The sequence below is a fragment of the Neorhizobium sp. SHOUNA12A genome (assembly GCF_023006505.1).
Classification (GTDB): Bacteria; Pseudomonadota; Alphaproteobacteria; order Rhizobiales; family Rhizobiaceae; genus Neorhizobium.
Window position 1 is genome coordinate 1 of the sequence record NZ_JALBGV010000039.1, and the last position, 26,505, is coordinate 26,505.

26 protein-coding genes and 1 pseudogene are annotated in these 26,505 nt (G+C 55.4%); 7 read left to right on the forward strand and 20 right to left on the reverse strand.

Going from position 1 to position 26,505, the window contains the following annotated elements:
• The first annotated feature begins 134 nt into the window (after positions 1-134).
• Positions 135-767 (forward strand): hypothetical protein, encoded by a 633-nt coding sequence (locus tag MOV63_RS17920; protein WP_247035349.1) that lies wholly within the window; start codon positions 135-137, stop codon positions 765-767.
• A gap of 420 nt (positions 768-1,187) precedes the next feature.
• Here the strand turns inward: MOV63_RS17920 and MOV63_RS32825 are convergent, their stop codons facing one another.
• From MOV63_RS32825 to MOV63_RS17940, 4 genes are all read right to left on the reverse strand, one after another.
• Complete coding sequence (locus tag MOV63_RS32825; protein ID WP_247035350.1) at positions 1,188-1,568, reverse strand: hypothetical protein; 381 nt, start codon at positions 1,566-1,568, stop codon at positions 1,188-1,190.
• Positions 1,546-1,956 carry an inositol monophosphatase family protein gene (locus MOV63_RS32830; protein WP_309500837.1) on the reverse strand — a complete coding sequence of 137 codons (411 nt, stop codon included), beginning with the start codon at positions 1,954-1,956 and terminating at the stop codon, positions 1,546-1,548. The genes MOV63_RS32825 and MOV63_RS32830 overlap by 23 nt, the downstream gene beginning before the upstream one ends.
• On the reverse strand, positions 1,949-2,188 hold the full coding sequence (locus tag MOV63_RS17935) for an agrocinopine phosphodiesterase (RefSeq protein WP_247035351.1): 240 nt from the start codon (positions 2,186-2,188) through the stop codon (positions 1,949-1,951). Before MOV63_RS17935 ends, MOV63_RS32830 begins: the two co-directional genes overlap by 8 nt.
• 441 nt (positions 2,189-2,629) lie before the next feature.
• Complete coding sequence (locus tag MOV63_RS17940) at positions 2,630-3,553, reverse strand: hypothetical protein (RefSeq protein WP_247035352.1); 924 nt, start codon at positions 3,551-3,553, stop codon at positions 2,630-2,632.
• 414 nt (positions 3,554-3,967) lie between these two features.
• Here MOV63_RS17940 and MOV63_RS17945 point away from each other — a divergent pair, with 414 nt between their 5' ends.
• Positions 3,968-4,576 (forward strand): hypothetical protein, encoded by a 609-nt coding sequence (locus tag MOV63_RS17945; protein WP_247035353.1) that lies wholly within the window; start codon positions 3,968-3,970, stop codon positions 4,574-4,576.
• Between the two features lie 486 nt (positions 4,577-5,062).
• On the opposite strand, the gene MOV63_RS17950 is transcribed toward MOV63_RS17945, so the two are convergent.
• Entirely contained in the window at positions 5,063-5,638 is a 576-nt protein-coding gene (locus MOV63_RS17950; RefSeq protein WP_247035354.1) for a VirC2 family conjugal transfer protein, read from the reverse strand.
• 1 nt (position 5,639) lies between these two features.
• Positions 5,640-6,335 (reverse strand): conjugal transfer ATPase VirC1, encoded by a 696-nt coding sequence (locus MOV63_RS17955; protein ID WP_247035356.1) that lies wholly within the window; start codon positions 6,333-6,335, stop codon positions 5,640-5,642.
• Positions 6,336-6,611: 276 nt separating this feature from the next.
• On the opposite strand from MOV63_RS17955, the gene MOV63_RS17960 reads away from it, so the two are divergent.
• The 4 genes from MOV63_RS17960 to MOV63_RS17975 all read left to right on the forward strand — a co-directional run bounded on the left by MOV63_RS17960 (position 6,612) and on the right by MOV63_RS17975 (position 10,717).
• Positions 6,612-7,073, forward strand: coding sequence for a DNA mobilization endonuclease VirD1/MobC family subunit (locus MOV63_RS17960; protein ID WP_247035358.1), 462 nt, complete (start codon positions 6,612-6,614; stop codon positions 7,071-7,073).
• A 253-nt stretch (positions 7,074-7,326) separates the two neighbouring features.
• Complete coding sequence (locus tag MOV63_RS33030) at positions 7,327-8,340, forward strand: relaxase/mobilization nuclease domain-containing protein (RefSeq protein ID WP_405029349.1); 1,014 nt, start codon at positions 7,327-7,329, stop codon at positions 8,338-8,340.
• A 50-nt stretch (positions 8,341-8,390) separates the two neighbouring features.
• Entirely contained in the window at positions 8,391-10,442 is a 2,052-nt protein-coding gene (gene virD4 / locus MOV63_RS17970; RefSeq protein WP_247035360.1) for a type IV secretion system ATPase VirD4, read from the forward strand.
• A gap of 110 nt (positions 10,443-10,552) precedes the next feature.
• Positions 10,553-10,717, forward strand: a complete 165-nt coding sequence (locus tag MOV63_RS17975) for a hypothetical protein (RefSeq protein WP_247035361.1) — start codon at positions 10,553-10,555, stop codon at positions 10,715-10,717.
• Between the two features lie 691 nt (positions 10,718-11,408).
• Here the strand turns inward: MOV63_RS17975 and MOV63_RS17980 are convergent.
• Positions 11,409-11,669, reverse strand: coding sequence for a hypothetical protein (locus MOV63_RS17980; RefSeq protein WP_247035362.1), 261 nt, complete (start codon positions 11,667-11,669; stop codon positions 11,409-11,411).
• Between the two features lie 242 nt (positions 11,670-11,911).
• Here MOV63_RS17980 and MOV63_RS17985 point away from each other — a divergent pair, with 242 nt between their 5' ends.
• The gene (locus MOV63_RS17985) at positions 11,912-13,387 is read left to right on the forward strand and encodes a hypothetical protein (protein ID WP_247035363.1); all 1,476 of its coding nucleotides are present in this window, start codon (positions 11,912-11,914) and stop codon (positions 13,385-13,387) included.
• A gap of 86 nt (positions 13,388-13,473) precedes the next feature.
• Here the strand turns inward: MOV63_RS17985 and MOV63_RS33035 are convergent.
• The 13 genes and pseudogenes from MOV63_RS33035 to MOV63_RS18040 form a co-directional block, all read right to left on the reverse strand.
• Positions 13,474-13,625: pseudogene (locus MOV63_RS33035) on the reverse strand (IS630 family transposase); the annotation flags it as partial.
• Positions 13,559-13,852 (reverse strand): helix-turn-helix domain-containing protein, encoded by a 294-nt coding sequence (locus MOV63_RS33040; RefSeq protein WP_405029348.1) that lies wholly within the window; start codon positions 13,850-13,852, stop codon positions 13,559-13,561. The pseudogene MOV63_RS33035 and the gene MOV63_RS33040, both read right to left, overlap by 67 nt.
• Positions 13,853-14,132: 280 nt before the next feature.
• The gene (virB11, locus tag MOV63_RS17990; RefSeq protein WP_247035370.1) at positions 14,133-15,185 is read right to left on the reverse strand and encodes a P-type DNA transfer ATPase VirB11; all 1,053 of its coding nucleotides are present in this window, start codon (positions 15,183-15,185) and stop codon (positions 14,133-14,135) included.
• Complete coding sequence (locus tag MOV63_RS17995; protein WP_247035371.1) at positions 15,182-16,534, reverse strand: TrbI/VirB10 family protein; 1,353 nt, start codon at positions 16,532-16,534, stop codon at positions 15,182-15,184. Before MOV63_RS17995 ends, virB11 begins: the two co-directional genes overlap by 4 nt.
• Positions 16,521-17,306 carry a TrbG/VirB9 family P-type conjugative transfer protein gene (locus tag MOV63_RS18000; RefSeq protein WP_247035372.1) on the reverse strand — a complete coding sequence of 262 codons (786 nt, stop codon included), beginning with the start codon at positions 17,304-17,306 and terminating at the stop codon, positions 16,521-16,523. Before MOV63_RS18000 ends, MOV63_RS17995 begins: the two co-directional genes overlap by 14 nt.
• A 22-nt stretch (positions 17,307-17,328) precedes the next feature.
• A complete protein-coding gene (locus MOV63_RS18005) occupies positions 17,329-18,054 on the reverse strand; it encodes a virB8 family protein (RefSeq protein ID WP_247035373.1) in 726 nt (241 codons plus the stop codon).
• A gap of 17 nt (positions 18,055-18,071) precedes the next feature.
• Entirely contained in the window at positions 18,072-19,400 is a 1,329-nt protein-coding gene (locus tag MOV63_RS18010) for a type IV secretion system protein (protein WP_247035374.1), read from the reverse strand.
• Positions 19,401-19,407: 7 nt separating this feature from the next.
• Positions 19,408-20,166 (reverse strand): type IV secretion system protein, encoded by a 759-nt coding sequence (locus tag MOV63_RS32835; RefSeq protein WP_247035375.1) that lies wholly within the window; start codon positions 20,164-20,166, stop codon positions 19,408-19,410.
• Between the two features lie 139 nt (positions 20,167-20,305).
• A complete protein-coding gene (locus MOV63_RS18020; RefSeq protein ID WP_247035378.1) occupies positions 20,306-22,666 on the reverse strand; it encodes a DUF87 domain-containing protein in 2,361 nt (786 codons plus the stop codon).
• Positions 22,659-22,937, reverse strand: a complete 279-nt coding sequence (locus MOV63_RS18025) for a VirB3 family type IV secretion system protein (RefSeq protein ID WP_247035384.1) — start codon at positions 22,935-22,937, stop codon at positions 22,659-22,661. The genes MOV63_RS18020 and MOV63_RS18025 overlap by 8 nt, the downstream gene beginning before the upstream one ends.
• Before the next feature lie 66 nt (positions 22,938-23,003).
• Entirely contained in the window at positions 23,004-23,417 is a 414-nt protein-coding gene (locus MOV63_RS18030) for a TrbC/VirB2 family protein (RefSeq protein WP_247035386.1), read from the reverse strand.
• Between the two features lie 16 nt (positions 23,418-23,433).
• On the reverse strand, positions 23,434-23,922 hold the full coding sequence (locus MOV63_RS18035) for a lytic transglycosylase domain-containing protein (protein ID WP_247035388.1): 489 nt from the start codon (positions 23,920-23,922) through the stop codon (positions 23,434-23,436).
• A gap of 1,113 nt (positions 23,923-25,035) precedes the next feature.
• Positions 25,036-26,193: a hypothetical protein gene (locus MOV63_RS18040; RefSeq protein WP_247035390.1), complete on the reverse strand. Its 1,158-nt coding sequence runs from the start codon at positions 26,191-26,193 to the stop codon at positions 25,036-25,038.
• Between the last annotated feature and the right edge of the window lie 312 nt (positions 26,194-26,505).

Sequence of the window (26,505 nt, forward strand, 5' to 3'; positions counted from 1 at the left end):
CATGCTGACGTGGCCCCGGCCGGCACGGAGCGACCGCCTCAGTCGGGGCCGATATAAAAACGGGGCGATGTCCGCTCCTTTTGTCGTCAAACACCCCGACTAACACATTTCTTTACTTCCTCAACGATTTCACAATGGCGAGCTATTATAAGTGGAGCGACGTGGCTCTTAACGGTGACCAAGACAAGCTTGAAAATGCCAAGCAGGTAGGCTTTCCCGATCTACAGCCAAAATTTCGCTCACGGTTTTCCCAGATGGTAGTTTTTTATCCTTTGCTAAGTCATAACCATGAACAACAAGATAATTTGTTGGTATACATTGAGGCAATGGAGGGAAGGTACCAGGACATAACGTTCGTGGGCATAGCTTCCGGATGCCAACAAGATTTCGGACTTAACGACGCCTATTCTATGAAGCTTAGGCAACGACATCGCCGGGACTACATTGTTTTCTTCGACCGAGTTTTGAGATGTTCTGATAGTTCTTGGTACAAGACTACCAAAGAGGGATTGCTCTTTACTTTGATGGAACTCGACGATATATTCTGCATCGACATCGAGCCGCCGAAGGTGCACGTGCATCTCAGGAGCGATGTTTGGGAGGGGGCTAGAGACACAGAGATCATTCTTGATCCCGCCAGAGCACCGCCCGTGGAACTCCTGATATTCGTTGAGGATTTATGGGAGCTAACGCCGTTCCCCGCCTTGCCCGAAGAAAATCCGGTCCCCCACTTGATCCAGCGAAGGACACGCTCTTGGAGCGTCTGATGTTCGTCGAACTTATGGCGGGTAAAGCCGACTACCGTGGATTCACAGGAAACGAATTGAGTGTGGGAGGAAGAGTTTTTTGAGTTATCAAGTTTTCCTATCAAACCAAATTGAATAATCTGATTTTACCGCCCGATCTTTTGTCCCTATCTGTTTTCCATGACGTGAAAAGTGTGCTGTTGCGGCTTTTGACCACTTAGCTTTTGAATTTGCAGGATATATGGTCATGTGATGTGCGAAACTACGTTTATGCATTCGTTCATTCGTTCATGCCTTGGTCAATTCATCTGTGCGTAGATGTCATTCGAACTGTCACGCACGCATGGGACCTTGCCGGGGCTTAGCCCTCGCGGGGGTCCGATGCGTGCGCCGCCCCGTAACCGATTTTTGATGCGCGCCGGGAGGTTCGGCAACATCTTGTTATGCGACCGCTGAAACATTTTCCAGCAATGGACGTACTCGGCTTACGAGTTCCTCGCTACCACATGCAAAACAAAGCTTTTGCGCGAGGTCGGTATTATCCCAGTTGATTGTGTGAGAGACGCCAAGATTGGCAAGGATCGGCAGGGCGGCCATCACATCCCAGCTCGAATCCCCAAGCGAGAGATAGCCATCCGTCTCCCCCCGCGCGACCGAGATCAGGACAGGGTTGCCGATCCGCAGCTCATCCGAAATAAACCGCATCAACTCCAGCCGGTCTTCGGTGGAGACCGTGGGATGTATGCCAAAACCCATCGCCGCCTGCGACAGGTCGAGCGGACGCAAGGGCTGCATCGGTTTACCGTTCAGCCGCGTCCGCACCGATTTTCCACCAACCAGCATCAGGCCCCGAGCGGGGTGCGAAGATCACCCCGAAGGTTGGTCGGCGATTTTCATAGAGGCCGATCGAAATCGCCCAGTTTTCGCCGCCCCGAACGAAATTGAACGTGCCGTCGATGGGATCGATGACCCAGATCCGGCCGGATGTACCGGGGATCTCGCCTCCTTCCTCGCCGTAGATGCCATCCTCCGGAAAAGCCGCTTTCAAATTCGCGAGCAGAAACTCTTCGACGGCTCTGTCTGCTTCGGTTACCAGATCGAGATGTCCTTTCCTCTCGACCGGCAACCTGTCCAGGGATTCGAAATATTCAAGCGCCAGCCCGCCGGCTTTCCGGGCGATCTTTTCGACAATCGCTTCGATATCATGCATTGGCTTCGTCCTTGAGCCGCACGACCTGAGACACGTCATTGCTGATGAGCTGATCGAGCAGACCGTCGCGAATCCACGCGACAACGTCTGCCTCGACATCCACACCGTAGCTTTTCAGACTGGAAAGCCTGCCTGGAGGTGGCACATGCAGGAAGGCGGCGATGCCGCCATTATGAAGCTGACGCGCCTCGCCGCTCGGAAAATGGTAGATTTCGAGGTTGATGGCATCCACCTCCGCCTCCCGCGCAAGTGCTGCCGGATCGATAAGGCGCGAGTGGGAAAGGCCGACCGTCGGCAGATGACGGTGACGGCGGGAGCCAATCTTAGTATATCGGAATTGCAGGATATATCGACTTGTAAACGGCTTTGGCGACGCATCTGAACTTCTGTTATGTCTCACGATCGTTGGCTTGATTTCAGGAGATTGATATGCGCGACGTTACGTAAAAGGTCAAAAAATCAGGCATACGTTTCACGGACATTTGCGGGATGCTGCAGTGAACTTCTTGCTCATAAACCGCGGTACTTGCTAGCTATGGAAAAGACAATCGATCCGATCCTTTTGGTGGTTTTGTGCCGGAGTGTTGAACCCGGTTTTGATGCGCGTGCCAACTGCCGGCGTGTTGAAACCCGGTTTTCACCATTTTTCCCGAGCTGTCCTTGCTCTTTTCTCTTACTGACCCTGTGCCGCTATTTTTTTCATGAGAGTTTGCAAGGTCGCACCGTCGTATAGATGGCGGTCGCCTACCGCTTGCGTTGCGATGATGAGGTCGAACAATTCGTTGGGGTTCATCGGATGGAGCATGTCGGCGTTAATGGGCTGCCCGTTGATCATCACAAAGAAATGAGCTCCCCACATGATCCCGATCCAGGGTCCCATGATAGGCCATGTCGCGTTGAAAACCGCATAGCTCGAACGTTTGCCTAGCAGCATTTCGATCAATGGCACGACCTCGTATTCGCTCTTCGTGATCTCGAAGCCAGCGATCCCCTTAACAACCGCGAGGAATGCTTTTTCCTTGTCCGAGGTCGTCTCCTTACCCAGGCTATATGCCAAGCGGATTGATTCGGAATTATAGTCCGCCTGGGGAGGCGTGGGGACGGGTTTCCCGTTGATTTTGGCTATCCAGCCAGGCCCGCCGCAGATCACCCAACTGGCCCTGCCGGTGCTTTCCCGAACTTGCCCGGATTCCACGATGACCACGGCCATCTCGGGTACCATTTCTTTTTGAAACATCACGGATACCCAATAGTCCTTCCTGTTTCGGAAGAATTTATCATCTCCTCCAAGCGGACAGATTGTGATGACATTTCCTGCCTCGACGCCCACTGGATAGGTGGGTGCCTGTGTTTGCGCGGCAGATTGATAACTCACGATTGCACATCCTTGGTATGCCTTCCTGAGCGAGATCAATCCGGTGTCTTTCAACGAGAGCGACGCGTTGGCGACGACATTCCCAGCTGTACCTGTCTCTGCGGGGTTCTGGGCCAGCAGCTTAAAGACCCGAGCCAGCTCCGTCATGCCTTCCTGTGCGTGATCGACGAGTTCGTACGGCGACGCCGGTTGAGCCGGTTGAGCCGGTTGAGGAGTTGCCATGGTACTTCAGTCCTGTGTGACTGGAAGCGGAATGAGTTTGCTGGCGCGCTGCGGCTATGGCTGTCAGTCTTGGTGGGGCTTGAGGACGATTGTGTGGGTGAGCGTGTCGAAGTGTTTCTCAAAAAGCAGGAGACGTGACGGCTTTTATACATTGAAAGGTGGTGAATACCGGAAGGGTTGTTACGTCATGCCACGTCAGCAGGCTTTTGGGTGGCGTGTTCGGCTGACGTGGCACGACCCCCTTGAGGCTATACAGGTGGAGCCCACCACCACCCCTATAAAGCATGCCTCCGGCCGCCACTTTCCCTGCCTTCCAACTCCTCAAACGCGCGGCAAACCAAACTTTCTCCTCAAGATAATCGATACACCGAACACTGTCGCATTTATCGCAGCACAATTTCCAATCACGGCAGGATGGATGATGCTTCATCGCAAGAGGCGGCCGCGAAATCGCGGCTGCTGAAACAGCGGCTGGAGGATTGCTGTTTTAGTCATCTTCCAATCGGCAACATGGATGGTGCTTTATGGCAAGAAGCGCTGCTGCTGCAATGGGAGATGGAGCATTGGTATTTTAGTCTTCGCGCGGGCAGGGCCAACCTCATTATCCTCGATTGCGAATTGTCTGCGAAGATCATTGACTTTTTCCTCAGCTCCGCTTCCGAACTTGAGGAGGATTGCAGCATCTTGCTGTGCAAACGCGGATTCACGCATATTTACAATATTCGATTGACTACCCAGGGAGCCTCGAAAGTGCCCGTGCGTTACGAGGTCTGTATCACGGAAGACCATGCGATCCCGGACGTCAAAAACATCGACGTACTGGCGGCTGCCTGCGCCGGGCAAAAGGTCACCCAGGAGCAGTTCGACGACGAACGCAACTACCGCCTGATGGTGGAAATGGGCGTTGCCAAGGACATTCGAAAGAAATTCGATCTCAACAACGATGCCCACAAGGATCGCCCTGACGCGAGGCTCGTCGCTGCGGTCGACGTGGGCGCCGCGGAGACCAGCGATACCGCCTGAGGATGAAGTCAGTTACCGTTTCTGCATTCAACATGACGGAAAACCGAGGCCGGGATTTTTGCGAGAACGAGTATGACAACAACTCGTCAGAGCTAGCCGGATCGAATTGCGCATATTGTTTTCTGGATGGAAAATCTCAAAGACCCACAAAAATCGTGTGCCCCTATTTTAGCAATTTACGGGAGATATAGCAGAGCGAATAAACGATATCTCTGCTGAATGTTTCAATCCCTGATCGTATGGATATGCGGGTTCATGATGTCACTCCACGCCCTGCGATGTCCGCTTGACAAGAGGATCAGGCATTTCCTGCCTCAGACCCAGCTTTTGCAGGATATATGGTCATGTGCTGTGCAAAACTACGTTCGGGCGTTGATTGGTTTGTATGCCAACCTATCATGACAGGTAATTCTTATTCGGCTTTATCCGCACTTTGAGGGGCTGTGTCGTCCCGGCCTGATCCAAACATCCGTAGGACCTTCACGATCACCGTTTGAATTCACGAGCGAAAAAGGCGGCAAGGGCTGCCGTAGCAAGCTTCAAGCCGAAAGCACGGGCGCTCTCAAGCTCGAGCGGATCAAAGTGGGCGCGGGCAAGCTTCAAGAGCTTTGCCGGTATCATCCGTGACGTCTGAACAAGGACCGCATGAGCCTCGGATGTATCTGGCGGGTAGGACTCCGGGCTCTTCTGGAAGGTACCATCCGTCAGTATTTCCTCATAGTCGTCGAGCGCACGGCGCAGGATCATCTGCAACGCTTTTTGCGGAGGATACTGCTTGCAGAGAATGTCGAAGACCGGAGACACTTTCGGTGCCGGCACGAATGCCGAAACGAAGACCTGGACCTTCTTGGGCGGATTGCGTCCTATGTTCGGGGCAGGAGCGGCGACAGGTTTGACAGTGGGAGCCTGCTTTTTCGGGTGTGGGACCGGTGCCGCAGGAAGAGGAACGGACGGTGCGGCCGCGTCGCCGTCCGGCTGTGATATCTGCTGCGAAGCCGCTGACCGCACGACTGAAAGACGCCTCGCCTCCGTCACCGATAAGGTGGGTTTGCGGATCGCCATCTCAGTCCTCTAAGGATTGGTGTACAAACTTGGAGAGGTTCTGGAGATCTTCCATTGCTGCATCGAGATTGCGGAGCATCAGCCGCATGGCCGGGTCGTTGCCGACATTGCGGATGCTGAGATGCAGCATGCCCCGCACCTTCATCGCGGCAAACGCATCCCGCTCGAACATCGGTTGATCGGTCAGTGGCAGGGCGGTCAGCAGTTCGGCGACGGAGCGTTGCGATGCGGTCAGCTTGCCGAAAGGAACTCTCTGACGCAGGATGGCGGTCGGAATTGCCAGGCTTTCGCTGAGCAGGAGCTCGATAATGTAGCGATAGGTCGCCAGCGCCTCGTCGACGTCCAGCGGCGTCAGCATGGTCGGAACCAGAAGGAAGTTCGAGCTGGCTATGATCGTATTGTTAAGCTCGCTCGACCCACCATGGGTATCGGCCAAGGCATAGTCGAAACCGCGCCCTTCCGCCACTTCATAGGCTTTTTCGAGAAGGGGCAAATCATCTGCTGTAAACACTTCGCAACGCGGGTCCCACGTATTGCGCGTGACCGCGTTTTCCTTCCAGCGTGTGAGCGGCCGGTTTTCGTCAGCCTCGAAAAGCGCAACCGTCTTACCTTCGGTTGCCAATGCCGAGCATAGCCCCATCAATGCCGTTGTCTTGCCAGCACCACCTTTGAAGGAGCAGCATGTAATGAGCTTCATGAACAACCCTTTCCTCGCCAAAGCGCGAGTAATTTTCGCAATGTAAACCTGTAATATTGTTCATATGTACATTTATAATCCGGCCGGCTCAACCGCCATAATAGTTCGCCGGGCGGCAACGACGTTTCACCTGTAACGTAATACAGCGTCACCCATCCAAACCACCGTTGACGCAAACTATATGGGTAGGACACAGTCACGGTATTAAACTGCTCGTATTCATTCAATTTACTGGACGGTGGAATTTTTACATCCAACAGATTTCAGGTTATTGCCATGCACAACAAACAACTCGCCCTTCTCCCGGAAGAGATAGCCACTTCCCTGTCACGCACCCGAGGGCAGCAGACTGATCCGCACGGCTACAAGATTGTCAGCGTGCGATTGCGTGAAGCGGAATTCGAAGCTTTCAACGCTCAGGCCGTCGCCTTGGGTATTACCAACAACATGGCCCTTCGGATAGCCGCACGTAAGATCGGCGGCTTCCTTGAGCTCGATGCCCGGACCCAGCAGGCTCTGGAGACGATCATAGGAGAGATCGGTGACATCTCCCACGCCATCAATCAGCTGAACGCCGCCTACGCACAAAGCGGCAGGGTCGACATGCAGGAATTTCAGGCGCAACGAGCCGCATTCGGTTATGAATTCGCCAAGCTCGACGCCACCTTGATGTCGATGCTGAATGTCTCCCAACGACGCCTCGACGGCCGGCTGAAGCTCAAAGATGCTTCGAAGTGAGGCGCTCAACCCGGTCATTTCGGCTTAAAGAGGATTTCCCATGGCATCGCAGGCAATAGTTCACGTCGTGCGCGGCGGTGGAGCACGCACCGTCAGTCGCCTCTGCTCGCAATTCAAGTATCTGGCCCGGAGGGGACAGGTCAGGCTTCGATTTTCAGAGCGGTATGGCGGGGGCGTCGTACCCTTCGACGAGCTGAGGATATGGGCGGAGCGCTGGGCCGCAATGGCCGGGGTACGTGACCCCGAGCAGGACATGACGACCCATATCGTCGCAAGCTTTCCCCCTGGAACCGATCACGCTGCCGCAGAGCGCGCCGGCATAGCATGGGCGGCTGAAATGTTCGGTGATGGCGCGGTCGCCGGCGAAAGGCCCTATATCCTGGGTTTTCACGTCGATAGGGGACATCCGCATGTGCACGTCATCCTCAATCGGCGCGCCTTGAGCGCCGGTCACGAATGGTTGAAGCTTGCCAACCGCAATGAGCGCATCAACTACGACCTGATGCGCCAACGGTTTGCTGACCATGCACAAATCCAAGGCATTGACCTTCTGGCGGATGCAAGGGTGCCGATCCCTTGGAGTACCCAGCCTTTTACACGCGAGCAACACGAGGTATTTGCGGATGCGGCCGGCGTCGGAGTTGGCGTCCGCGAAGAGTGGGAAGACCGGACAGAGGAGATCTTCCGCGACGATGCCGTGCGGCGGCAACAGGCAGGTGGAGGCCCCGGCTCTTCGGGCGGTGATGGTCCGGGTGCGGGAATGGGTTCCGACGGGGGTCATTCACGCCGCAGGCGGCCGCGCGCGGAACACGCGCCTGGCGATGCAGCCGGGTCGTCCCCCAAGCCAGCCGGGACAAATGCTCCTACGGGCAGCTCGCATCACAGCGGCTCCGGCGGTGGTTCCGGATCGCAGGGCAACGCGCTCGCCAGCGAACCCGCGCCGCTGCACGCCACAAACGGTGCGCCTGGCTACGTCGAACAGGATCCATCGAATGACCTGTATTATGCAACGCCAACAAACTCGCGCGAGCCTACGCCAGAGGAACGATCGACAGAGGGTCATTCCGCAACGGGTGGATCTGCGAGTGGAGGCTCCGGCGGCGGATCCGAGTTGCTTGACAATACGATCGATGCATCGGCAGGCAACTCACCCAGATCCGGGGCCGATTCAGGCGCTGAGCAAGCAAAGGGCGAGAAGCGGAAGCGCACGGGCCCGCACGGCACCGGGGACTCCAAACGTAGAAGAGGTGATGATGGCAGAGGCTAGAAGCGCGCTGCAGAAAGGCTTTGACCGTAGCCGGGAAGGGCATCAGCCACATGCATAACAAACGCAACACGCTGCTCTATGGTTTCGCGCTGTCGCTGATCGTGGGCTTATTCTTCGCCACATTGTATGCTGGCTTCCAGCGTGGCATCAGCGCCCAAACGATCGACGAATTCGATATCCTGTCGTTCTGGTACGAAACGCCTTTCCATAAGGGCTATGTGACGCCGGTCTTCATCCGCGGATTGATGACGATCGGGGTGACCGCCGTGATCATCACCCTGGTCATCACGATCGTTGTCTTGCGACAGCACGACGATCACGGTACGGCCCGCTGGGCCGGTTTCGGTGAGTTGGCAGCGGCAGGCTATATCAAGCCCTATGGCAAGATCAATGGACCGATCTTCGGCAAGACCAGCGGCCCGCGCGGTTTCGGAAGATATCTGACCAATGGCGACCAGCCCCACAGCCTGGTCGTAGCCCCTACGCGCGCCGGCAAGGGTGTCGGCATCGTCATTCCGACGCTGCTGACTTTCGACGGTTCCATCCTTGCGCTCGATGTGAAGGGGGAGCTGTTCGAGATGACCTCGCGCTCGCGTTTGGCGCGCGGCGACCGTGTGTATAAGTTCGCGCCGTTCGATCCATCGGCACGCACCCACAGCTACAACCCGGTCCTCGATATCGTCGAGATGCCGCCTGAGCGCCGCTTCAGCGAGACACGACGCCTTGCCTATAATCTGATTGCACCGAAGGGCAAGGGATCGGAGGGCTTTATCGACGGTGCTCGCGATCTGCTCGTTGCAGGTATTCTCGCCTGCATCGAGCGCGGCACACCGTCGATCGGCGCCGTATACGACCTGTTTTCCCAGCCCGGTGAGAAATACAAGCTGTTTGCGCAGCTCGCCGAAGAAACGCAAAACGTTGAAGCTCAACGTATCTTCGACAATATGGCGGGTAACGATACCAAAATCTTGACGTCCTATACTTCGGTGCTGGGAGATGGAGGACTGAACCTGTGGGCCGATCCCAGGATCAAGGCGGCGACGGTAACGTCTGACTTCTCGATTTATGACTTGCGTCGTGATCCCACATCTATCTTCATTTGTGTCAGCCCGAATGATCTGGAAGTCATCGCACCGCTGGTGCGCCTGTTTTTCCAACAAGTCGTTTCCATTCTGCAGCGCAGCATGCCGCAAAAGGACGAAATCTTCGAAGTGCTCTTCCTGCTCGACGAGTTCAAGCATCTCGGAAAGCTGGAATCGATCGAGACCGCTGTAACGACGATCGCCGGCTACAAAGGCCGCTTCATGTTCATCATTCAAAGCCTCGCGGCCCTGACTGGCGCCTATGAAGAGGCGGGCAAGGAAAATTTTCTCAGCAATACCGGGATCCAGGTATTCATGGCGACGGCTGATGACGAAACGCCGAACTATATCTCAAAGGCCATCGGCGACTACAGCTATAGAGAAAGATCGAAGTCTTACAGTACAAGTAACATGTTCGATACCAATATTCAGATATCCAACCAGGGTGCGCCGTTGATGCGGCCGGAACAGGTGCGCCTCATGGATGATCAGACGCAGATCGTTTTGATCAAAGGCCAGCCGCCGCTGAAGATGCATAAGGTCAAGTATTATTCGGATCGCATTCTCAAGCGCCTGTTTGAGGCGCAGACCGGGCCTTTGCCGGAACCTGAGCCTTTGGGTGGCCAACTGATTGCGCCGGTATCAACGGTCCAACAGACGGCACCGCCGGTAGAAGTCCCATCCACTGGCGTTGCTGGAGGTCAGTATCCAAACGGCGAACAGCTTCCGCAGATGTACCCGCCCGTTCCTGCATATCAGAACGCTGATTACGAAGAGGAAACTCATCCGCCGGATGCGCCGGCCGGCGCTTCGGAAAGCTCGGGTGGCAACGGCTCCGAATGGGAGCGTTATGAAGAAACAAAAAGACCTGTAAATCCAGCCTATGAGGATCCCTATCCGACCCCGAGCGGCCCGACTGAGGCGGAGTTGAAGGCGCTGGCCGCGCAACGCGCACTGCTCGACCGGATTATCGCGCTGCAGCGTAATTCGGATGCGAGCAAGTCGATGGGGTTGGAATAGTCATATTTCTAGATGAAAAATTACAAATGGAACTTTATTGAAGTATACGTTCAATATAAATCGTGGGAAAAGTATCAGATATTTAAGATCCAACATTGCTGGAGGAGGCCATGATGAACGACCGGGATGCAGGTGCCGCGGATGCCGGCAGCAAAATCAACCAGCAGCGAGAAAGTGTCGTTGGCGAAAAACCGCCGAAACCACCGGAATTGGAGATCCGCGGCCGCCTCGGCCATCGGGAGTATGATCTGCGCACCCGTGCGCCGTCCCGTTAAGGTTGAATGCGCGGGGCGCGTCGGAGGATCGCGCCGACGAACGATAAGATACCCCGCCATATCGACAATCACAAAAAGGATTTACAAGGATGGCAGAAGAACAGGGCGGAATACGTGGTCTCTTCAAGAGAGCATTTTTGCGCATCAACCAAACATTTCAATGGTCTGCCTCTTCTCCACGCCCGGAAATCAGCGCACCCTTGAGCCCGAGCCGGCCGCGCACGGCGCCCGTAGTGCCCGGTCTCCAAAATGACGAAACAAGCTCGGTAGGCATCGCCAATGCCACGCGAGTCCACGACCGTTTCGGCAGCGAGCCTTGGAACCAGACATCGGCCGTTAGGCCACCCCCTCAGGTCCATGAGGAAACCTTGGCAACGCTCGAAGGTAAACGTGGGCCCGGTCTCCGGCATTGGCCTTGGGTTTCGCCGACCACCACTGCCGCCGCGCCTTTAAACTCGACATCGGCCGTTAGACCGCCTCCTCACGTGCATGAGGAAACCTTGGCAACGCTTGAAGGCAACCGTGGGCGCGGTGTTCAACCCTTGCCACGCCAGCGTTTACCACCGGAACCCTTTAGGTCGGACACACAGCATCCACAAGCAACGCTGCCCGACGGCCGGCCAGCCTCGACCACCGAACCCGGCTTTTTTAGGGTTAGGCCGGAGGAAATGGAGGCCTTCTATTTTTTTAATCAAATTCCTCCGCCTGAAGCTTCCCGGCCATTGACGTCGGCGCAATTACCAATGCCGCCCAGCAGGTTCTCGACCGCATCGACCGCGGTAGGATCCCGAGGTTCGACAAGTTCCGTGGTAAGCCAGCCATGGAGCGAAGGTGACAGATCTTCGACAGGGTCCACATTGCTCAACAGCAGCATTGATAGCCGCAGCAGCATGAGTTCGGTTCTGTCGCGCGATAGTCGCAGTTCCGTTGGGTCGGTGACTGGAGTGGCCACTGTAGCGACCTTTACGGCTCCAAGGCCCGCGGTTGTGGAAATTGCTCCCCCTCCGAACAGAACTGCCCCGCCGTCTGAGCTCCCGACATTGCTTCCGGTAAAATATGGTGGTCCGGACATCACGGAAGCGATCCGCGAGGGCCCTAGAAGCTCAATTATAAATGGTCGTCCCGGTGATAGGGATCGGGAATCCCGCTAAACGAGCGGCCAGATATCCATCAGTAGATTAGGTATTTTACATCATGAGCAGTGACGAACAGCCCGACGCGATGGACAGATTTATATTTGCCGTGCAGGTCCGCCAACTGTTTTCGCGTAACAGTCATCTGCAGTTTGTTCCTCTCGAACTCGACCCCGAAACAGACAGAGATTTAAAGAGATTCATAGTTAAAGCGTGGGGTGGCCTTCTTGTCTCGCCGAAGAGCAGCGAGTATGGGGCACAGCTCCAAGATGATCTTAGACTATATTTCAACACGATGAACGAGCATTTGGACGCACATGTGGGTGTAGGGGAACTAGCGACATCAAATCGCGCGACCATGCTGGATCGGTTAAATAAGATATGGGTAGAAGAGATTACTACAGGGGTAACTGTCTCGGCAGAATTGTGTGCTGAGAGTTTAAACGAACCTCTCCCCCTGAGCCGCGAACCTCTGAGAGAATTACAAGATAGAACAGCAGCGCCTTACTTAGGGCAATCAATCAGCGCACACGATGCACTGCAGATGAAGGACGATTACCTAATATATCTTAACAATGTATATATTCGTACATCGTACAAAGAATCAGTATTTAATGAGAGATATCAATTCAGAGACGATATAGACGAGAACGGATTTCAGGTTAAAAAAGAGATATCTTCAACTAATATAGAGATGGCAACTAAACTATTGGCGACTGATCTGGCAAGAACCCGACCGAGGCTATTTTCAGCAATGAAAATCCTGCTAGATGACGTAGTTGAACGCAATTTCCGTTTACTTGACGAACGTTTAGCAGCCTCACGCGATGAAGATCAGGTGCTCTGGGCAAGTTCTCCCGAAATCCCCTCGAACTTTTCGAGTCCGGCAGTCTCGCTCGGGTCAAGCCCGCCCGTCATAAACGGTATCCGTTCCGGTCGGGTTACCCCCGAAAGCGACGCGGACGAAATCTCGCCTTCTCGGCTCCGAAGACTTGGCAGTCCGGAGAGATCCGAGAATAGAGATGGAGCAGCGGAGATGCCATTGCCACTCTTGCCCGGATCAAGTCCAGCAACCGCGCGCGGTGTCAGGCGCAACCGCAACGCCTACGAAAGCGATGCCGACGAACATAGCGCACCACCATCTCGTCGTCGAAGGTTTGAGAGCCCGGACAGCTCAGCACCCAGCGAATTTCGAATCCATGACGATGAAACCGCTGTCCGGCCATTGCCATCTTCGGGCGAGGTTGTGAGCGAACACGCGCCCCCGGTGGCGAGGAGCCGGAGGTCGGATTTGATGCCGGCTTTCGGAGCCGAGAGGCGCACAAATACCTACAAAATACCTGATTTCCCCATCCACGAAGACGTACCTGGGGAGCACCTTCGGGCTTTGGTGGAGATAAGACTGCAAGATCAGGTATCGAGGCAGGCTCCGGATAACGGGGTATGGCGCGGGAATCCTGATGACAATCCGAATAAGGAAAATGTTCGGCCGATCATTAATCGACCCCTGGAGCGCATGCGAGAACGAGGCCGGTGAACATCAGCGACAGGCAGCGGCCGCTAAGCTATTCACCCTCTGCCTTGGCGAGAGCCACAGCCCTGAATCAAAGCATGTCTCGTTTATTAGGCCTCATATCCTGCCGCTTTGAAAAAGTTTAGCACTCTGCGACGGAGAAGAGGTTGATAACATCGCCGATGGCGTGAGTGATCATATCGAAGCTGCGGGCGGCTCGCTTTCGCAAGAGCGCCTTGAGTTTTGAGACTGCCATTTCAATTGCTTTGCCAGGATGACTCTCCTGATGAGGTTCCTGTTGAGGCCTGAGACAGGCTGACAAGCCAGATTTGTTGTAACTTTCTCGAGACGCCCTTTTAACTTTCCGCGTCTGAGCCAGTCGTAGGCGGTCTGCCTATGGACGCCAAGCTTTTCCGAGAGTTCCTCCAACGTCACTTCGTCGTCGTCACGATGGGGCACGTGACCTGACCAGATCGGCCGCTTTTTCACGAGGCCTTTTCGCTCGAGGAGCTTTTGAACGATTAGCGCGTCAAACCTGGAATTTTTTGCGGGTGACCAGCCCTGGGTGTTGAGATCCTCGGAAATCTATTGGGCCGTTGCACCCTGGGAACGTAGGACCGTAATTCGGGCCAAGATCTCGTGATGATGTTCAAGCGCCTCAAAGGGGTTATTGGGTGAGTGGTTATGAAATCATGCATCGAGCCAAACAGGAACCCTGTTACCTCCAACAGGCTTTTAGCGGGCGCCCTCATGGAGCGCGTGCCGACCCCTACCGATCCATCTCCTGCGACGGCAGATAGATTTCAAGAACGCCGCGACGACCGTTGCGCCGGCCGACCTGGATCACGAGGTCGATGGTGCGCTTTGCATATGTGATGATGTCCCTGTGCGAAAGCCTCACGCCGGACCGCATCACCATCAAGGCCAGCCGGTCGAAGGCAAGCGCGGGGCTGTCCGCATGGATGGTGGTAATTGCGCCCGGGTGACCGGTATTGATCGCTTCAAGGAAATCATAGGCCTCGACGCCGCGGATCTCGCCGAGAATGATCCGGTCGGGACGCATGCGCAGGCAGCTTTCCAGAAGCTTGGAGGGCATGCGCGGCGAATTCTCCTTACGGTCCGAAATCAGGCCCACCTGGTTGCGGTGCGGGGGAAACAGTTCTTGCGCGTCTTCTATGGTGATCAACCGTTCGTTGACATTCATCATCTCGATCAGCGATCGAGCCACGGTCGTCTTGCCGGATGAAGTCCCACCGGAGATCAGGACGTTGAACTTTTCATCGACCGCGCGGCGGAAAAGACCTTGCAGATCTCCTTTTTCCGCCATCTCGGCGATCGCGCGGTGCCGGTCGCGCCGCTCGTCGTCGACATGGATCTGGGTGCCTTCGACGAAAACGATATCCTGGCTGGCGAGCGCCCGCGCGAGGTATTTGCGGATGGACAACGATATTCCGTTTTCGGTCGCTGGTTCGACCACGACCTGGACACGTTGTGGTTTTCCCCAGACATTGACGCGGCCGGACACGATCGGAGTGAGCACCCCAAGCGTGTTGCGCGTCTCGCCGGCAAGCTGGGCGCCGAGGCGCTTGATCGCTTGTGACGGCAAGGTCACTCCTATCTCGTGCATATGTTCTGCACCTGACAGCTCGATGAAGATCGAGCCGTTCGGGTTGATCACCAGTTCATTGACGCGATCGTCGGTGAGATAGCTTCTAAGCGGCTCCAGATATTGTTCGACGTAGGAAATTTCTTTGTGAGAGGGGCCAGAATGGCTATGGCGCTCATGATGGTTCTGATGATCAGGATGGGAGTGATGGTTCATCTGAACACCAGGTCTCGGTTGACGAAGATACGTATTTCTTCTCCCTGAGGAATGCGAATAATCGGCCCAAGGGAGAGATATTTACCAAGCGCGGCGTTCGTTTGATCCCCGACATTGCCGCCGATATCATTGGCGACCTGGCCGCCGGTGTTAACGTTTACCGTGGCGCCCTGAGAGCCTCTGCCTCGGCTATCGGTTTGCGACGCGATGATCGTCGGTATTGCGGTGATCGCGCTGATCAGTGCCGCGGCTCCAAACTTCGTGCCATAGCGGTTGTCGACATTGCCCTCTGTTCCAGATCGGCCAAGCGTGTCGGTGCCGATCGAACCCAGCGCGATGGATTTGCCTTCCGGGGTGATGGCTCGGTTCCAAGCGATCATCACGCGTCTTTGGGCAAATTCGACATCGTTGTTGAACTCGCCGATCAGAATCGTGCCTTGCGGCATCATGACCCGCGAGCCGTCGAAGGAATAAACCGGTTCCATGACCTGCGCTCGAAGGCTGCCGGGCAACGCGGTATCGATGGCGGTTTCAAGCACGGCGGAGATGATCGTCCCTTGTACGACCATGCGCGAGGGGTCCGGCAATCGTTGCGAAATGGAGGTTTGCACGACGCTGGAAGCATTGGCTTTTAGGAAACGCCGGTTTTTGTCGGTTTCCTCGGCGAATGGATTTGCATTCGCGGCCTCGGCTTGGCTTTGCGAGTTGTCAATCAGGACAGAATTCGATTCCCGCTGCTTCTTATCCAGCTGTTCGCTGTTTCTCTGTGCGTCTGCCTGCCGCCTTGCCGCCTCCTCGGCGCGCCGTGTGGCCACTCTGGCTCTCTCCGCTTCCTCCTGCAGGCGGGCATTGTTCTCGGCCATGGCCTTGCGCTCCGCCTCCAGCTTCTGTGCCATGGTGTTGTTATAGGCCTCGAGCATTTTTTGCATCTCGGCGTTGGACATGCCTGTCTTGCCGTTCTTAAGGCTGGCAACCTGATCCTGAAGCGCCTTGATCTGTTCGTTCAGGGTATTGTCGGGCTTGGCGGCTGGAACGGTGAAATCAAGCGGCGAGTGCTGGCCGTTTTCATTATCGACCTTCAAGCTTATCTGGGACGTCTTTTGCGCATCACCGTCGGCCGTGCCGAACATCCTCCATGCTTTTGCTGGGCCAACAAGGATGAAAAGGCCCCCGGCGCAGCCCGCCATAAGGGCCGCCGTCAAAACCCGCCTATTGGAAAGTCCTTTGCCAGCGGAACCTTTTTGGCGGGCTCGCCGCGCTTGCAGGAGCACTTCACGGTCGGAAAGTGGCTGAGGGCTGGCCTTGGGTTCTTCGTGGTGCTCAAACCCACCGGCGTCATCGTCCTGCATGCGCGACCTCCCATCGGCTAAAGAGGCCGCGTTTCTCCGAGACTGCAGCTTTGGCCCCAATGCAGACGGACTCGTCTCCGATCCGCAGAACCCAGTAATCGCTTGTGCCATCGACGATGACCGTATTGCCGTTCGTCCGCGAATTGACGAGCGCTTCCTTCTTGTCGCGGCCCACCTTGAAAATCGCCGGCCGAGGCGCATTGGCAGGCAGGAAGAACGTCGTCTGACGCCCGTTGTCCTGGACCCAGCCAGGCCGAAAGCGGGCTCTGCCGGATACCATATAGTCGGAATTGACCCGCCGGCCTTCTACAGCCTCCAGAGGCTGCTGCTTGGCGGATTTTTCCTCGGGATAGGTGAAGACGGTGCGCAGCACCGCACTCCTCTCACCACCTGGCGGCTGCTCTCCCATCGAACGCAGATCAAACGTGTAGACACGGGTGGTGGTATAGATCGTCATGTTGGTGGCTGCCGAAGGAACGATAGCCTTGAGGCTGACAACATTGCCGCTCTTCAACTTGACAACCTCCCATGATGAACTGTCTCCGATCAGGATCGACTGTACCTCCTCGCTTTCGGAAAACTGCAGGGAGGTGACCGATTTCAGATAAAGGTCCAGCCTGTAGACGTTGGTTTCGTTATAGGCGAAGGTCTTGATACGTGGATCAGAAGGACTTTCCGCAGGAGCCTGGACTTGCGGTGAAGGGGAGGCGGAAAAAGCGGGGGTTGCGCTGCAGAAGGCGAGAAGGAATAAAATATTTCGATTTAATATCATGATATTGTTCCTGTCATGAAATCTATTTGGCGGTTTCCGCATCGATGCGGTAAGAAAGGACCATGAAGCCAAGGGGATTGCTCCATACGGCGGCAAGCGTGGCATTTTCCTTGGGCCGGAAGGCGTAGGCGACCGTCACGATGAAGCTGCGCTCCGCGGCCGCTTGCCCTTTTTCCTCACGAATTTTCGTGATCCTCAGCCGGGCTACATCTGGAGCATTGCGGACTGACGGGTTGAAAGAGATCGACTTTACAACCACACGTACGCGTACATCCGGACCGTAGACGGAAGGGGGATATTGCGGCGAGTTCGAGCTCCAGAGCTGCGTCAGCGTACTGGCGGCGGTATCCGTCGAGCGGGTCAGAACATCCGGAATGCGTATGGGATTGTCAGCCGGATCGTAGGTTTCCCGATCGACGACGTAGGAAACGAGTTCTGCCTGTCGCACGGCATCCTGTTGATCGAGTGTTGCCGGCCGAACCTGAACTATCTTTTCCGCCTGGCCGGTGGTCTTGTCCACCATGATGACATAGGGCTTTGTCTCGTCGAGGGGGAGGATTGCGATGAGGCATCCGAGGGAAAGCACGGCCGCAATCACCGACCCGACCGCAATCCTGGCCCAATTGTTACGTTGCTGGCGTAGGGTGAAGAAGAGTTCATCCTCGAAAGCATGGTGAATCGGGGGAGCGGCGGCCGCTTCGAGGTGATGCCCACTGATAAAATATCGTTTTAGATAATGCATGTTCATGGGAATATCCGTTATCTTTAGGGAGTGTTACCGCTTCCGTTATTTCCGCCTGGATTTCTGGTGGTTGGGCTCTGGGCGCCTGGACCACCCGCGCCTGCGCCGCTTGGTTTATTGGCGCCTGCGCCGCTTGGACGGCTTGCCTCTGGACGCGCGTATTGCTTTTCGCGCACGGCCGCAATTCTCTCGTTTTCGCCCTGCATTCGGCCTGTCATACGGTCGTCGCGCCTGCCCTGGCGAGCTCCGGCACTCTGCCGCATGCTACCGATCGCGGCTGTTGTCATGCCGCCGATGCCGCCGCCTGCCTTGCGAGCCACATTTGCCGCTCCGAGCGCGTCGCGACCGCGCTGGGCGGTGCGGCCCATCCGATTGGCACCATTCATCAGGCGCTGCGAGCTGGCTAGGCTGGCGCCTGCCGTTGCGACGGAGGCTGCGGCCAAAGTGCTGGCCATCGTCGGAATCTGTGAAACAAAAATGAGACTTCCTAGAGCCAGCATGACGAAAGGTATTGAATAGTCGGCAAACGGAGGTGACTCAAATACCCTCCACCACTCTCCAGCAGGTCCGAAGATGCCTTTATACCAAGCGTGTAATTTGTCGATAAAATCTGCCAGCATTCGGATAGCTGCAAACAGCATTAGCCCCATCAGCGATGAGATTAATATCTGAATAATAAAGAAACCTACCAAGAATTTCACCCAACTCTCAAAGTAACTTCTAGTTTGCTCCATCATTAGAAGTACAAATGCAAGTGGCGCCAAGCTCAATGCAACCGCAATTCCAATTTTTGAAAATACAATTATCACTAGAGATATAGCACTAAATGCAAATCCAAGAATTAATACGAATGTTCCAAGAAGGCAATACTTAAGTATTTCGGCAATTTGGAATATCGTGAAGGACACTGCAGTGTCAAACATCATTCTAGCAACGTCGCTTACGCACTCGAAATATCTATCGGCAGCTTGACTGCTATCTGTCACGTTACTTAAATCAAAAGGTGACCCAGGCTTTACGTCGAAAGGGAGGTGTTGGTTGAGGCTGGCTTTTATGAGCGCCAGACTGTAATCTTTCTGGACGCTATGAATTGCATCGTAAAATAACTCGATGTTTGCCCAATACTGTATGAACGCATAAATTATTAAATACCTGATGAACCAGTGAAAATACTGAGAATAGCTTACCGCCTTGAGCTGCGCTACATGGTTGATTGCCATAAGCATCAAGGCAGCAATAGCTGTTGCCTGTAGGACACCAAGTAAAGGAGTTGCAACCGTATTAGAAATGGCTGACGCATAGCCAGCAACAATTTCGTCGATGTAATTGGAGACATCCGCGATCAGAGCCATTGGAATACTACCTGTATTTCTCTATAATTTCTTTAATTCCCTTGTAATTACCGGCGCTGCCACCGCTCAATTTGATCAAGAACACGCTTAGAAGAGAGGCCGTCGTCGCCTGTAGGCGTGCAGTTTCGTTGACCTGTTGAGTTAGTTCGAGCACGACGCGTGTATTGAGGTCGATACTGGTTTTGAGATCCTGGCTTGCTTCGAGCGTTTTCAAATAATCATCAAGCCGGTTCATGCTGAGATTGCTTCGCTTATACCCTTCCTCTGCTACGGCCGCGGAGACGATGGCTTGGGCAGCGGCTTGTGGTACCTCGCCGTTCGGCCCGCTGGCCCCCCCCCCAAGGGAGTAAGCTTTTTGGAAGTCGTTGGCGGAATTTTTGATGCCTTCCGGGCCGTCGAATTTTCCTGCCATGAAGGAATCGACCATTGCTTTCAGGCCTGCCCCTCCGTCTCGAGCGGCTTTTTCGGATGGATCGTTATGAAGCGGAACCGCTTTGGTCCCGATGATCGCTCCGAGCATCTGGGTAATCCCACCACCGATGACACGCGACAGCTCCACGGCTTTCATCAACTGTTCGATCGACGCCTGGTCATGGGCCGATTGCGCGCCGGATGGCTTGGACGGAAGTGTTCCGATATCAGGTTCAGACAATGGGATAATCGAAGGCTTAATCGAGCTTTGCGCTTGTGCGGCCGTGATAAACCGATCCGTCGGATCGAAAAGCGCAATGCTGCATAGAAGTGCGAGCGTTAGGATGCGGTTCACGTGCTTACTCCTTTCAGGATATCGACGAAGCCGGTGGGTCTTTCCCACAGGCATGCGCAGTTATTCTTTCGTTCCGCTGGCACCGACTGGCAGGACGTGAGGCCCGCCAGCGCCAATGCGAATACGATCCATCTCGCTCTCATTGAAGCATCTCCATCTGAAAATCGGGCCGGTCGCGCCAGCCGGCGGGAGCCTTTTCGCCGCGCCCGCCTCCCAAAATGCCAAGGCCGGCGCCGAGCGCGCCAAGATCCATATCCAGGACCACACTGTCATCACCCGACTTCAGGAGGGCGAGGTGGTTATCGACATTGCTGATCTGCAGGAACTCGGTTTCTATCGGCGTCAGGTTTAGCGGTTCCAGTTCCGCCTGCGTATTGTAGGCGCTTGGATAAACGAGGCGGGTCACGGCGCTTTCCAGGATCGCATCACCCGCACGGCTGTTCTTGATATGCGAGACGCGTTGGGTGAGCAGGACGACAGCGACGTTCTTTTTGCGCATCGTCAACATCCAGTCCTTGAGTCGCGCCTCGAAATAAGGATCGTCAAGCAGTTTCCAGGCCTCATCCATGATCAGAAGCGTCGGATGCTCATCCTCCACCAGCCGTTCTACCCGGCGGAACACGTAGCTCAGCCAGGCTGTTCGAACGATGTCATTGTCGAAGATCTCCGTCAGATCGAACGCCGTCAGGCGGCTGTCGAAGGCGAGCGGATCTCGCTCCTTGCCATTAAACAGCCAGCCGAATTGGCCCATCTCGTCCCAGCGACCGAGACGGGCGTAAAGATCGCCGCCGTCATCGGTTGATCGCAGCTGGCTGCGAAAATGCTCGAAATTCTGCAGGCGGCCGTCCGCTGTCATATTGGACTGAACTGCGTCGATCACGGATTGGAGTTGCAGTGGGGAAAGTTTTGGCCCGTCATGGTTTGCCAGTGCCGCGATCCAGTCCGTGAGCCACGCGACGCCGCGCGCGTCAGCCTCGGCGCGCATCGGGTTGAAGCCGGTGTCTATTCCCATGCGTACGGAAGAATAACGCCCACCCATCGCCCGCACCGCCATTTCGAAACCGTTGTCCTTGTCGAACAGGATGATACGGGCATCCAGTCGCTGCGCCTGAGCGATTAGGAAGGCAGTGCCGAGCGTCTTGCCGGATCCCGTTTGGCCTAGAACCAGGGTATGGCCGACGGTTCGTTGCCCTGGCTTTCCAGGCAGGTGAAAATTGAAACGGAAGGTTTCCCCGCGGGCTGTAGGGACGATCGTTACCGCTTCGCCCCAGGGGCATTTTTCGATAGGATGGCCTTTTGGCGATCCGTGCATGGCGCATAATTCCGCGAAGTTCTGCGACGAGATCATTGCAGGACGGGTGCGATAGGAAAAGTTACCCGGATGTTGGGCGAAATAGACGGCGCGCGCGGCAAAACTCTCCCGTACGATTGCGGCACCGGCGTCGTGCATGGCCCGCGTCACGAAGGTCATCGCCTCTTCCAGCTCCTTCAGGCTGTCGCAGAAAACCGCGATACTGCAATGATGGTCGCCAAAGCTCATTCGGCCTGATGCGACATCATCCTCTGCTTCTTCCAGCTGCGCCATCAGCGAGACCGCTGCATCTTCGGCAGCCTGCATCTGCTTGCGCACACGCGCGATCTTGTTCTGCGCGGAAATCGGATCAATCGGGGTAAAGCTCTGGGAGACAATTGTATCATATGGCAGGTTGAGGCGATCCAGGATGCCCGGATATGTTTCCGACGGATAATCCTTGACGGAAATGATTGTGCCGTAGCGGTATTGTCCAGGCTCGGTTCCCTCGCACTCGAAAACGCGTCCGTGGAAGGCGACTTGCGCGGTCGCAAGAATATCGGCAATCGGCAGGAATTTCCGGCCAGGAATCAAATCCGCTATTGTGCCTGTGATGCAACTGCGCAGCAAACCAAGCCACCGACCATTCGATACCCTGAGGCGGTATGGTTTAGCTTCATCAAGGCTGACCATCAGGGTCTTCATCATCTGATCGAGGCGCGTGGCGCGTAGAGTGATCTCCTCGCGGCTATGGACGTCCTTGCCGCTGACAAGCTGAAGAAACCTGGCGATCCTGCGGGGCGGCCTGACGACCAGTGTGACCATGGTAACGCGGTCCCTCAGTCCGATCGTCTGGAGATAGTTCTGCCAGCGTCGATCGATCTCCGCACCGAAAGGATGGTTGGTGATGGGAGGCAGTACCGGGTGTGCGCGCATGGAAATGCGATGCACGTAATAGGCGACATCGGCGCGCTGCTGCGCTATGAATCGTGACATCGCATTGCTGAGCTCGGCGGTCTGTCGGCTATCGATCGTGTCGGCATTGATACCCTCGACAATGAAGGAAGCCATCAGGTCGCCGTCACGTAGCAAGAGGGTCGTATCGTCGATGACGCTGAGATAGGGCAAGCCGCTGACAAGCAGCTGACCGCTATCGAGGTGCTTGTCCCTGACGCTTCGCGTTGCATGGGTGATTGGGGCTTCAAGCACGATACACCACGCCTTCACCGCGGAGCAGCGATGGGCTCATGCGCGTTCTCTGCATCGTGGTCACGAAAACGCGAATGATTTTGGGATCATAGGCTGCCAGGCCCCGCAGCGTCACATAGCCAACGGCGCTCGCTATAATCAGATAAGCGAATGACTTCGTGATAATGAACCCAAGGATGACGAAGACGACGAGCGTTACAAGATACATGACAGGCAGACCAGCGAAGCTCACCTCGCGGGTCAGCCCCAGGAAGACGGGTGTGTATTTCATTGGGCGTCCTTTCGCTTGATCCTGCTTGGGATATTCGACAGTTGACCATCGCAGCGACCGTCTCGATCAGCCGCCGCCGCCGATTTCAGGGTTCCCTGCGACGCCGATGCCATTCAGAAACGCCGCACCGCCAAAGACGATTGCAATTCCCAGAACGACTGACACGGCAAAGGTCCAGTCCATGCGCCCGGTCATGAAGGAGAACCCGATGGCGATCACGGCGATCGCTGAGACCGAAGCGCCGATAGGACCGGTGATGGCCCCGACCAGTTTATTCATGAACGTATTCACGCCCTCGAAATTCTGCGCAAGGCTAGGTTCGGCCCACATGAAGATGAAGATCGCGACCGCAAACAGCAGCTTCGGAAGATCGATATCGCGGAAATAATCTCGGAAAAAGTTCATTTTGACCCCATCATAGTTGCTCAAAGTAGAGAGTTTTAGGTATTCGCGGAGCAGCCAGCCTGCATTGTCAGGCATTCTGTTGCTCGAGGAATTAGGTCGAAGGTGCTGAATAGCGTCTGCCGAAGGGTTTGTTCTCCGCAAAACGGGGTGTGCGGCCGACCGCATTCAAGATGTCGGCGACATACTGTTGAGTTTCCTGATATGGGGGAATGCCGCCGTATTTTTCGACGGCGCCCGGCCCGGCATTATAGGCGGCGAGTGCCAGTTCAGGCAGGCCGAATTTGTCCAGCATCGACGTTAGGTAGCGAGCGGCGCCGTCAAGATTTTCCTGGGCCGAAAACACATCCTCGACACCGAGATCGTGTGCCGTCCCGGGCATAAGCTGACCAAGGCCCCCGGCGCCGGCGGATGAAACCGCCGTCGGATCGAAATTGCTCTCGCGGTGAATCATAGTGGTGAAAAGGGCGGCGAACTGCTGGGGATTGAGCTTGGCGCGGATCACTCCTGGCGCCTGGCCGTACTTAAGGCCCACTTCAACAGCCATGCGGCGGACGGCCAGCTGCTGCTCGGTCAGGCTCATCGACAGTTGCCTTGGTGGTGGCAAGCGCAAGCCTTGCGGAAGAGCCGGTGAGGCAATTGGAAGCTCCGCAGAGGGTGGCTGTATGACGGCGCGCGGAGGCGGGATTGTGTCCAAAACGACCGATGCGGTCCAGGCGGGCCGCAAGCGAGGCTTTTTCCGCGAGATGTCGGCCAAGTAATCTGGATTGAGCTCAGGCTTGGCGATCCTAGTGCCAGGGTCAGGTTGATAACTGACCCTGGCAGATGGCGGCGCGGTGGAGACTACGCCGCCATCCATTTCGACTACACTACCATTTTCAAATTCTTCAAATACACCCGCTTGTGCCATATTCGCATGTCCAAGCAGAAGAGCTGTAACGGCGCTTGCCGACACCGCTCTCATATAAGTAGAGTAATTCTTATTTGGCCTTCTTTGAAGAAAAGACATAATTTTATTCCATTCGAAATCGTATTTTCATCTAATAGCTTTGTCGTTTTCGAAATATCTTGCGTGGTAACGCTTCGTATTTTGATAGCTCGTACGAAGTTGTCAACGTTTACGGGCGTTGCAATTGTAATGGCGGGGCGCGAATAGGTGATCTGGGAGGTGGCTGTTACGGATGAAATACATTGGCAATAAATGCGGGGAGGGAATGTTTTGGGTTTGGACGATGTCGTTGGCTTTCGTCGGTTGAAAGCCGTGGCGATTTCGGGCGTTTTATCTCGAGACGAGCGATCGGCCGCGTCCTGATGGTCTCTGTAGCCGGGCATCGTTTGCTGCTTGGCGGGATATATAGAGCTGTAAACACCGTACTTCCCACGATGCGAGTATCTGTTGTGTTTTTAGAAAGAATTTTGGCTACAGACAGTTTAGACTGTTCTTCCCGATAAATTCGAAACGGTCAATTTAAATGGAAAAGATGGAATGGCTACTGAGCAGGGTTTTTATTGAAGCATCATGAAGATATCTGAGAGCCGCATGTTGAATGACATGCTCTAAAGTTGGGCCTTTCAATCATCGGAAAATTGCATGTTGGATGCGATCCTTGGCCGATGAGATGGCGAGAACGAAAACTATTCACCCTTTTGTCCATTGAACCCGATTTCCAATCTCCTCTGGATGCTTGTCGGCGACCTACGTCTCGACGGAGCCGGCTGCGCCATCGGGGTTGGAATAACACGCCGCGAAATCCCTGAGATCTTTAATGCCTAGCTTGTCGAAGAGGTCCTCTCCTTCCCAAAGGTCAACACCGTGAGTGAAGGCATCTGCAAACAAGCGGTCGATGGCCGGTGTGGGGATACCAAGCCACCTGCCGAGCTTTTTCCACAGGCGTGCCGACCGCGCGTGCTTAAAGTCTCTATGATTGCCCGGCTCCGGTGCGTCGCTGGTCATCAGGCTGCGAACGATGTCGCGATCATTCAGGCAATCAAACAGCGTCTCGTGGTCTGTGCGATGCTTGCCGTTGAGAATGGTGAATGTCTCGGGGACAGACCAACCGAGTGCCTTGTTGATTGCCCACTTGTCACTATGAAGGGCGTTCCGTAGGAAGGCGTTTTCGATGTTGTTCATGTGGTGAACGAACGGCTCGTTCGAACCCGCGTTGATCTCATTCCACATGACTATGGCAGGTACGCCGTAGAGATCCAGGGTTGGGTCACGACTGAAAGCCTCCCAAGGCTGCATGAAAAGAAGATGCATGGTGAGGATGGTCTTGAGATCTTCCAGCACGCCGTCACGGTCCGGATGCGTTCCCTCCTTGGTGGTCGCAACGACCGTGGTCGGGATCGACGCGGGTTGATCCTGGACATAGAGCATCCCGTCCTCGATCGTAGCGATGATGGGGTGGCAGGCAAAGCCGACGCCGTAAGACGCATTGGTGTATTTGACGATGAGAGGGGCGTCTTCGGCGCCGTTCGTGGAGCCCAGGACTTTTCCCGTGAAGTCGTACGTTTCGCCGAGCTGCTTGAGGAACTGGTGGCGAGCAGGTAGCGTCATGATGATCAGGATATAGTTGGCGGCGCTGATGGCATGGGCAATGTCCAATGAGACGCTGACCGGAAAGGAGCGGATGAAGTTGTCGCTATAGCGACCCGTAACGAGCGTTCCCTTTGTCTTGATCTTGCCAGCTTGGATGCCGGGCAGGTCGTGGCAATCGCCAGGCCCGCATAGCGTGGTTTTGATGCCTTGGTTCCCGCATCGGATCGTGAACGCCTGCGCGATAGGCCCGCCACCCAGAATGAGGAGATTGATCCTACTCTTCGCGCTTCCCTCGGTCGATGAGTGAGCCTCCATCGTTGGCGGTTGTCCGGTTTGCTGGTTTTGTCTGAAGGCAGAGGTGTGCAGGATCGGTTTTGCGGGCTCTGGTTTTGCGAATTGTTGCATGCGGCGAAGGAAAGGTGGGGTGGATGGCTCTTATAATTGCGTTATAAGGTCAGGCCTCGATGACGCGGCGCTGACGTGGCGGATGACGTGGCACGGCGACCGGTGGTGCGATGACCTGGCCGGGATTTTGATGACGTGGCGGGACAAGCGGTACATCTATAAAGGCTGGGCGGTTGACCCTTCTTTCGTTCCAGGATTTGCCAGGTCAATTACTCGATTTCC